Source organism: Streptomyces phaeochromogenes (assembly GCF_001418655.1).
Classification (GTDB): domain Bacteria; phylum Actinomycetota; class Actinomycetes; order Streptomycetales; family Streptomycetaceae; genus Streptomyces; species Streptomyces phaeochromogenes.
In genome coordinates, this window is the sequence record NZ_LIQZ01000114.1 from 1 (window position 1) to 7,833 (window position 7,833).

The 7,833-nt window shown below is 71.5% G+C and carries 7 protein-coding genes, 1 pseudogene and 1 riboswitch; of the genes and pseudogenes, 4 read left to right on the forward strand and 4 right to left on the reverse strand.

The window, feature by feature from the left end; translation table 11 throughout:
- Positions 1-556 (forward strand): aminotransferase class I/II-fold pyridoxal phosphate-dependent enzyme (locus tag AOK17_RS16150; protein ID WP_157881342.1); only part of this gene is annotated, 556 nt, incomplete at its 5' end.
- 132 nt (positions 557-688) lie between these two features.
- On the opposite strand, the gene AOK17_RS16155 is transcribed toward AOK17_RS16150, so the two are convergent.
- The gene (locus AOK17_RS16155; protein WP_055613166.1) at positions 689-1,585 is read right to left on the reverse strand and encodes a hypothetical protein; all 897 of its coding nucleotides are present in this window, start codon (positions 1,583-1,585) and stop codon (positions 689-691) included.
- Between the two features lie 148 nt (positions 1,586-1,733).
- On the opposite strand from AOK17_RS16155, the gene AOK17_RS16160 reads away from it, so the two are divergent.
- Positions 1,734-2,093 (forward strand): hypothetical protein, encoded by a 360-nt coding sequence (locus tag AOK17_RS16160; RefSeq protein WP_055613167.1) that lies wholly within the window; start codon positions 1,734-1,736, stop codon positions 2,091-2,093.
- Between the two features lie 61 nt (positions 2,094-2,154).
- Positions 2,155-3,339, forward strand: coding sequence for a glutathionylspermidine synthase family protein (locus AOK17_RS16165; RefSeq protein ID WP_055613168.1), 1,185 nt, complete (start codon positions 2,155-2,157; stop codon positions 3,337-3,339).
- Between the two features lie 42 nt (positions 3,340-3,381).
- On the opposite strand, the gene rocD is transcribed toward AOK17_RS16165, so the two are convergent.
- Positions 3,382-4,587: an ornithine--oxo-acid transaminase gene (gene rocD / locus AOK17_RS16170; RefSeq protein ID WP_055613169.1), complete on the reverse strand. Its 1,206-nt coding sequence runs from the start codon at positions 4,585-4,587 to the stop codon at positions 3,382-3,384.
- Positions 4,588-4,760: 173 nt separating this feature from the next.
- A riboswitch (ZMP/ZTP riboswitch) is annotated at positions 4,761-4,847 on the forward strand.
- 32 nt (positions 4,848-4,879) lie between these two features.
- On the opposite strand from rocD, the gene AOK17_RS16175 reads away from it, so the two are divergent.
- The gene (locus tag AOK17_RS16175) at positions 4,880-6,325 is read left to right on the forward strand and encodes a glycine hydroxymethyltransferase (RefSeq protein WP_055613171.1); all 1,446 of its coding nucleotides are present in this window, start codon (positions 4,880-4,882) and stop codon (positions 6,323-6,325) included.
- Between the two features lie 373 nt (positions 6,326-6,698).
- On the opposite strand, the gene AOK17_RS16180 is transcribed toward AOK17_RS16175, so the two are convergent.
- On the reverse strand, positions 6,699-7,478 hold the full coding sequence (locus AOK17_RS16180; RefSeq protein ID WP_245697185.1) for a hypothetical protein: 780 nt from the start codon (positions 7,476-7,478) through the stop codon (positions 6,699-6,701).
- A 160-nt stretch (positions 7,479-7,638) separates the two neighbouring features.
- Positions 7,639-7,833, reverse strand: a pseudogene (locus tag AOK17_RS16185) (hypothetical protein); the annotation flags it as partial.

Here is a 7,833-nt window from a genome sequence, read left to right on the forward strand (position 1 = left end):
CGGGGAGTTCCGCTACGACCGGCAGCCGGTCGGCGCGCTTCAGGGCCTCGACCCCGACCACGTCGTGTACATGGGCACCGCCAGCAAGGCCCTGGCACCCGGGCTGCGCCTCGGCTGGCTGGTCCTGCCGCCCGGCCTGGCGGCCGAGGTCACGGAGGCGAAGGGCGACGCGGACTGGTCGTGCGGTGTTCTGGACCAGCTGACCCTGGCGGAGTTCATCACATCGGGCGCGTACGACCGCCATGTGCGCGCCTCCCGCCTCCGGTACCGCCGACGCCGCGACCACCTCGTCTCCGCCCTGGCCGCCCACGCCCCGTCGGTCACGGCCACCGGCATCGCGGCCGGCTTCCACGCGGTACTCCAACTCCCGCCCGGCACCGAGCAGTCGGTCGTCCGCTCGGCGGTCTGGCAGGGCCTGGCGGTCCACGGCCTGACCCGCTACCGCCACCCGTCCGCCACGGCCCCACCCCTGGACGCCCTGGTCGTGGGGTACGGGACGCCCACGGACAGCGGATGGCCCGGCGCACTGGAGGCCCTGATCCGGGCGCTGCCCTAGCGCTGCCGGGCGGCGAGCCGCGCGAGGCACGGACGTGGGACCGCGCGAGGCATGGACGCCGCGCCGCGCGAGGCACGGACGCGGGGCCGCGCAGGCACGGCCCCGCGCGGAGCGGAACCGACCTGTGGAGCCCTACGGCACAACCGACTCCGACTCGTCCACCTCCACCGGCGCCTCCCCGAAGCGGGCCAGCGCCAGCGCCCCGGCCACCGCCACGGCGAAGCCGAGCACGGCCAGCCAGGCCAGCCCCTCCCGCGTACGGTCGCCCAGCCACACCACGCCCACCACCGCGGGCCCGATGGTCTCGCCGATGACCAGCCCCGCCGTGGCCGTCGTCACCGAGCCCCGCTGGAGCGCCGAGGTGAGAAGCAGGAACGCCGCGCCCCCGCCCAGCAGCAGGGCGTACGTCGCCGGGTTGGTCAAGAGCACCGAAGGAGTGAGGCCGTCGATGAGCCGGACCGACACCTCGACCACCCCGAACCCGAACCCGGCACCCAGTCCGAGCGCGAGCGCCCGCCCCCGATCGGGCAGCCGTCCGGCCAGCGCGCCGAGGAGGAGCACTACCACGGCGGTGCCGAGCATCGCGTACTTGAGCGCGGTCGACCCGGTCTTGTCCCCCTCCTCCCCGGACGCGAGCCCGAGCATGGCGAGTCCCGCGCACACCACCGCGACCGCGCCCCATTCGAGCCCGCTCAGCCGCACATGGAGCAGCCACGCCGCGACCACCGCCGTCACCGCGAGGCTCGCGGCGAGCGCCGCCCCCACCGTGTAGATCGGCAGCGACCGCAGGGCCGCGATCTGCAGCACGAACCCGACCCCGTCGAGCGCGAGCCCGGCGATGTACCGCCACTCGCGCAGGGCGCGCAGCATCAAGGCGGCGTCCACACCGGAAGCCCCGCCGGATGAGCCGGCGGACGAGCCGGAGGGGGAGCCGGGGCTCTCCGGCTCCCGCGCGGCAGCCCGCGCGGCAATCGCCTGCAACACCGTCGCCGTGCCGAAGCACACCGCCGCGCCAAGGGCACACACCATTCCAAAGAGCACAAAGCGACTCTAGGGGAGGGAGAGTTCAGGAGAGCCGTTTGTACAACCCGCTCACCTGATCTTTAACCTGTCCGGGGCCGGACAAGTGAGCCGGTCATGAACGAGCCCGCCGGACGGGCCCAACGGGGGAGAGAGCATGGCGGACCAGCGCAGGAAACTGCGTTCGAGCACGGTCGTACTCGGCGGAATGGGCGTCCTCGCCGCGGCCCTCACCTCGTGCGGTTCCGACCCGGACCGGCGCTGCGTGGACCGCGACAGCTACGAGTACGACGGCTACAAGATCGTCGCCGACAAGAACTGCAAGTCGGGCTCCACCTCCTCCTCGTCCGGCAAGAACCGCAAGAGCGGCGGCAGCCGGACCGACACGATCGACGCCGCCTGGTACTACGACTCCGACGTCAGCGCCGGCTACGCCGACTACGGCACCTTCAGCCGCAGCGAGGCCGTGGACCGGGACGGCTTCGGCTGCTCCGGCTCGGGCAGCGGCGGCGGCTGACCCCGGGGAAGCCAGGAGAACCCAAGGGAACCCAGGAACTCCGAGGAACCGGACCGCCGTCATGGAACGCCGCACCACGACCCCCCGCCCCGGCTGGCAGCAGACCGTCGAGGAACAGGGCCTCATCTACCCCCTCACGCGCCACCCGGACGACTCTCTGCGCCCGTACTGGGACGAGTCCGCGTACTACGTCTTCTCCCTCCCCGAGGTCGAGGCCCTGGAGGAGGTCGTCGAGGAACTTCACACGATGTGCCTGGCCGCGGCCGAGCACATCGTCACCGAGAACCGCCTCACCGACCTCGGCATCACCGACCCCCGAATCGCGGAGGCGGTCACCGAGGCCTGGCACCGCCGCACCGAACTCCCTTCCCTGTACGGCCGTTTCGACCTCCGCTACGACGGCACGGGCCCGGCGAAGCTCCTGGAGTACAACGCCGACACCCCGACCTCACTCGTCGAGGCCGCCAGCCCCCAGTGGTTCTGGATGGAGGAACGCTTCCCCGGCGCCGACCAGTGGAACTCCCTCCACGAACGCCTCATCGACGCCTGGAAGAAACAGTCCGCCCTCCTCCCGCCGGGCAGCCCCCTCTACTTCGCGCACTCCGCGGCCGACGAGCTCGGCGAGGACCTGATGACCGTCGCCTATCTGAAGGAGACCGCGGAACAGGCCGGCCTCGACACCTCGTGGATCGCCATGGAGGAGATCGGCTGGGACCGCCTCTCCGGCCGCTTCGTCGACAAGCAACTCCGCTTCATCCGCAGCTGCTTCAAGCTCTACCCCTGGGAATGGCTCACCACCGACCGCTTCGCCCCGCACGTCCTCGCCACCCTCGACAACGGCGGCGGCACGGGGACCACGATGTGGATCGAGCCGGCCTGGAAGATGCTGCTCAGCAACAAGGCCCTCCTCGCGATCCTCTGGGAGCTGTACCCGGACCACCCCAACCTCCTCCCCGCCTTCCTCGACGGCCCACGCGAACTGGCCACCACCCGCGGATACGTGGCCAAGCCCCTGCTCGGCCGTGAGGGCGCCGGAGTCACCGTCCACGAACCGGGCTCCGCTCCCGTCCTCCGCGAAGAACCCTGCTGCTACCAGGAGTTGGCACCCCTCCCCTCTTTCGACGGCAACCGCGTCGTCCTCGGAGCCTGGGTCGTCGAGAACGAGTCGGCAGGCCTCGGCATCCGCGAATCCTCCGGCCTGATCACGGACGAGTACGCCCGCTTCCTGCCACACGTGATCCTGTGATCCCCGCGCCGGGCCGGGCGCCCTCGGGCCTGGCGAGGCCGGTCACGCACCCAGTACGCCCCGCAGCTGCGCGAGCCCCCAGTCCAGGTCCTCCTTACTGATCACCAGCGGCGGCGCGATCCGGACCGTGGACCCATGGGTGTCCTTGACCAGCACACCCCGGTCCATCAGCTTCTCGGAGATCTCCCGCCCCGTGCCGTACACCGGGTCGATGTCGATCCCCGCCCAGAGCCCGCGCCCCCGCACCTGAGTGATCCGGCCCGAACCGGCCAACTGCCCCAGCTCCCGGTGCAGATGCTCGCCCAGCTCGGTGGCCCGCCGCTGGTACTCGCCCGACCGCAGCATCGCGATCACCTCCAGCGCCACCGCACAGGCCAGCGGATTCCCGCCGAACGTCGACCCGTGCTCACCCGGCCGGAACACCCCGAGCACCTCGCGCGACGACACCACCGCCGACACCGGCACGACCCCGCCCCCGAGCGCCTTGCCCAGCACATACATGTCCGGCAAGACCCCCTCGTGCTCACACGCGAAGGTCCGACCCGTCCGCCCGAGGCCCGACTGGATCTCGTCCGCCACGAACAGCACGTTCCGCTCGCGCGTCAGCTCCCGTACGCCCGCGAGATAACCGGCCGGCGGCACCAGCACCCCCGCCTCGCCCTGGATGGGCTCCAGCAGCACGGCCACCGTGTTCTCCGTGACCGCCGCGCGCATCGCCGTCAGATCCCCGTACGGCACGATCTCGAAGCCCGGTGTGTACGGACCGAAGTCCGCCCGGGCCTCGGAATCCGTGGAGAAGCTGATGATCGTCGTCGTACGCCCGTGGAAGTTGTTGCCCGCCACGACGACCTTCGCCATGCCCTCGGGCACGCCCTTGACCCGGTACCCCCACTTTCGGGCGGTCTTCACGGCAGACTCGACCGCCTCCGCGCCCGTGTTCATCGGCAGCACCATCTCCATGCCGCACAACTCGGCCAGCCGCGCGCAGAACTCGGCGAACCGGTCGTGATGGAACGCCCGCGACGTCAACGTCACCCGCTCCAGCTGCGCCTTCGCCGCCTCGATCAGCCGCCTGTTGCCGTGACCGAAATTCAGCGCCGAATACCCGGCCAGCAGATCCAGATAACGGCGCCCCTCGACATCCGTCATCCAGGCCCCGTCCGCCGTCGCCACGACGACCGGCAGCGGGTGGTAGGTGGGCGCGCTGTGCGCTTCGGCCGAGGCGATCAGTTCTTCGGTGGTGCTCACGGGGTCTCCGTTTCCGGCCGCACGAGGGCTCGTGACCTGCTTCTTTTCCCGCCGCTGTTCCCGGGTCCCGGCCCGGCTCCCTTCCGGACGCCCGAGTGCGTGTGGCCCCTTTCCTATCGTCGCTCGCATGGTGGACGCGGGAACCCGGCGTACCGGCGCGCCCGGTAGGCTGATCGACGGGCCGTGACTGGCGCGCTGGGATGGGACCGACCATCGGGGAGCGGCCCATGAACTGTGGGCCGTGCGCCTGGGCCGAACCGTGAACGCCGAACGCCCACGTCCGGAGGCCGTCATGCCAGAGCCCCTCTCCAACGAATCCACCGCCTTCCGCAGCGCCCTCGAAGTGATCCGCGCCGTCGAGCCCCGCGTCGCCGACGCCATCGGGCAGGAAGTCGCCGACCAGCGCGAGATGCTCAAGCTGATCGCCTCCGAGAACTACGCCTCCCCGGCCACCCTCCTCGCGATGGGCAACTGGTTCAGCGACAAGTACGCCGAAGGCACCGTCGGCCGCCGCTTCTACGCCGGCTGCCGCAACGTGGACACCGTCGAGGCCCTCGCCGCCGAGCACGCCCGCGAACTCTTCGGCGCCGAGCACGCCTACGCCCAGCCGCACTCCGGCATCGACGCCAACCTCGTCGCCTTCTGGGCCGTCCTCGCCGCCCGCGTCGAGGCCCCCGCCCTCCAGAAGGCCGGCGTCCGCAACGTCAACGACCTCTCCGACGCCGACTGGGCCGAGCTGCGCCAGGCCTTCGGCAACCAGCGCATGCTCGGCATGTCCCTGGACGCCGGCGGCCACCTCACCCACGGCTTCCGCCCGAACATCTCCGGCAAGATGTTCGACCAGCGCTCCTACGGCACCGACCCCACCACCGGCCTCATCGACTACGAGGCCCTGCGCACCTCCGCCCGTGAGTTCAAGCCCCTGATCATCGTCGCCGGTTACTCCGCCTACCCCCGTCTCGTGAACTTCCGGATCATGCGGGAGATCGCCGACGAGGTCGGCGCCACGCTGATGGTCGACATGGCGCACTTCGCCGGCCTCGTTGCAGGCAAGGTCCTCACCGGCGACTTCGACCCGGTCCCGCACGCCCAGATCGTCACCACGACCACCCACAAGTCGCTGCGCGGCCCGCGCGGCGGCATGGTCCTGTGCGACTCCTCCCTCGCCGACCAGGTCGACCGCGGCTGCCCGATGGTTCTCGGCGGCCCCCTTCCGCACGTCATGGCCGCCAAGGCGGTCGCACTCGCCGAGGCCCGCCGCCCCGAGTTCCGCGACTACGCCCAGGCCGTCGTCGACAACGCCCGCGCTCTCGCCGAGGGCCTGATGCGACGCGGCGCCACGCTGGTCACCGGCGGCACCGACAACCACCTCAACCTCATCGACGTCGCCTCCTCCTACGGCCTCACCGGCCGCCAGGCCGAGTCCGCCCTGCTCGACTCGGGCATCGTCACCAACCGCAACGCCATCCCCGCCGACCCGAACGGCGCCTGGTACACCTCCGGCATCCGTATCGGCACCCCCGCGCTGACCACCCGTGGCCTCGGCGCCACCGAGATGGACGAGATCGCCGGCCTCATCGACCGCGTCCTCGCCACCACGGAGCCCGGCACCACCGCCAAGGGCGCCCCTTCCAAGGCCCAGCACATCCTGGACCCGAAGATCGCCGACGAGATCTCCCACCGGGCGACCGACCTCCTGACCGGCTTCCCGCTCTACCCGGAGATCGACCTCGGCTGAGGTCTCGGCTCAGACCGCGGGCGAGGGTACGAGCGAAGGCACAGGCGCCGAGACCGAGAAACCGGCACCCGGTCTCGGCCGGAACCGCCCCACCACCCGAACCAGCGGATTCGCCGACCGACTCACAGGTCAACCAGCAAGCCGACTCACAAGTCGATCAACCCCTTTCGTGACTCCCGCGGCGGCCCCGGCTCACGCCCGGCCGCCGCGCGGCGTATCAGCGGGGTGCCGCCGGAGCCGAGAGCGACGCCCGCCACGAGTCCGGCAATCGCCCACCCCGGGCCGCCCGCGGGATCGCCCACCCCGGGTCGCCCGCCGGATCGGCCGCACCGCCCGTCGCGCGCCCCGGACCGAACAACTCCTACGCCCCCTCTCAGACGTCCCTCAGCTCCTGCCGAGGACCCGCCTCCCGCACCCGAACCCGCCGACGGCTCAACTGCCGTACTCCCGGCAGCCGTCCGACGACCGGCCGCAGTCCCAGGGCCAGCACAGCCCCCGTCACCAGCCCAGGTATCGCCCACCACCAGTCGGTGCCGTCGTCCGCCGCCGCCGCGGTGGCCGTAGCCGTGCCGGACTGCTCCGTGGCCCCGGACTCGGGTGCGGACCCGGCAGAGGCACCCTCCGCCGTTTCCCAGGGCGCTGGATAGATGGCCCCGGCGCCCTCGCCGGACGAGGATTCACCCATCACGCCGAGCTTCTTCAACAGCGCGCGCACTGCGGCCGGTTGCCCGGCCCTGTGCCAGTAGCCGTTCATGGACTTCGGAACGTTGGCCGCCGTGTGTATCCAGACGTCCTTGGTGCGTGGTGTCTCCGGATAGACGCGGTCGACTCGCCAGGGCGTCACGTCATGGATCATCCAGGTGACGTTGATCTGCCGACCGCTGCCCACGCCCAGCCCGGGCGGCTCCTCGCGGGTGCCGCTGTCCGGCGCTCCGAGGAGGCGCTGCAACTCGCCGTACTCCTCCTTCGAGGTGTAGAGCGCCGCGCTCTGTCCGCTCTCCGGCGAGACCACCAGCACACTCGTCGGACCGCCGGCCGCCGCGGTGGGCGCCCACATCACGACCAGACCGAGCGCCATCGCCCATACCGAAACCGCCGCCCAGCCCCGGCCCCAGCCCCGGCTCCCCGTCACCCGTGCACGAACCCTGCGCATACCGACACCCCCCAATCGGTCCCGGTGCGGTCCGCCCGCACCCGCGTGTCACTTCTGGTACACCGCTCGACCCACCGGGGTTCCCACTCGACACCGACCAAAATTCCGAGGAACCCGACCCGCCCCACCCCAGTTCGGCCCGGCCCGGCCAACAGGCCCGCTAGTCCAGTGACTTCGCGATCTCCACCGCCCGCGCCCTCGACGCCACACCCTCCAGCCGGAGCGTCATGTCGCCCTCGTGCACCCACAGCAGCGTGGGTCCTGCGGTCCGCGTGGAGTGGATGAACTCCCCGTCCCCGTCCCCGTCCATCAGCCAGAGGCGCAGGAGATGAGGGTCCGGAAACCACAGCGCCGT

Excerpts from the sequence above, each read along its gene's own strand:
- AOK17_RS16155 (WP_055613166.1), bottom strand. The coding sequence starts at position 1,585 with ATGGTGTGTGCCCTTGGCGCGGCGGTGTGCTTCGGCACGGCGACGGTG.
- AOK17_RS16160 (WP_055613167.1), top strand. The coding sequence starts at position 1,734 with ATGGCGGACCAGCGCAGGAAACTGCGTTCGAGCACGGTCGTACTCGGC.
- AOK17_RS16165 (WP_055613168.1), top strand. The coding sequence starts at position 2,155 with ATGGAACGCCGCACCACGACCCCCCGCCCCGGCTGGCAGCAGACCGTC.
- AOK17_RS16175 (WP_055613171.1), top strand. The coding sequence starts at position 4,880 with ATGCCAGAGCCCCTCTCCAACGAATCCACCGCCTTCCGCAGCGCCCTC.
- AOK17_RS16180 (WP_245697185.1), bottom strand. The coding sequence starts at position 7,478 with ATGCGCAGGGTTCGTGCACGGGTGACGGGGAGCCGGGGCTGGGGCCGG.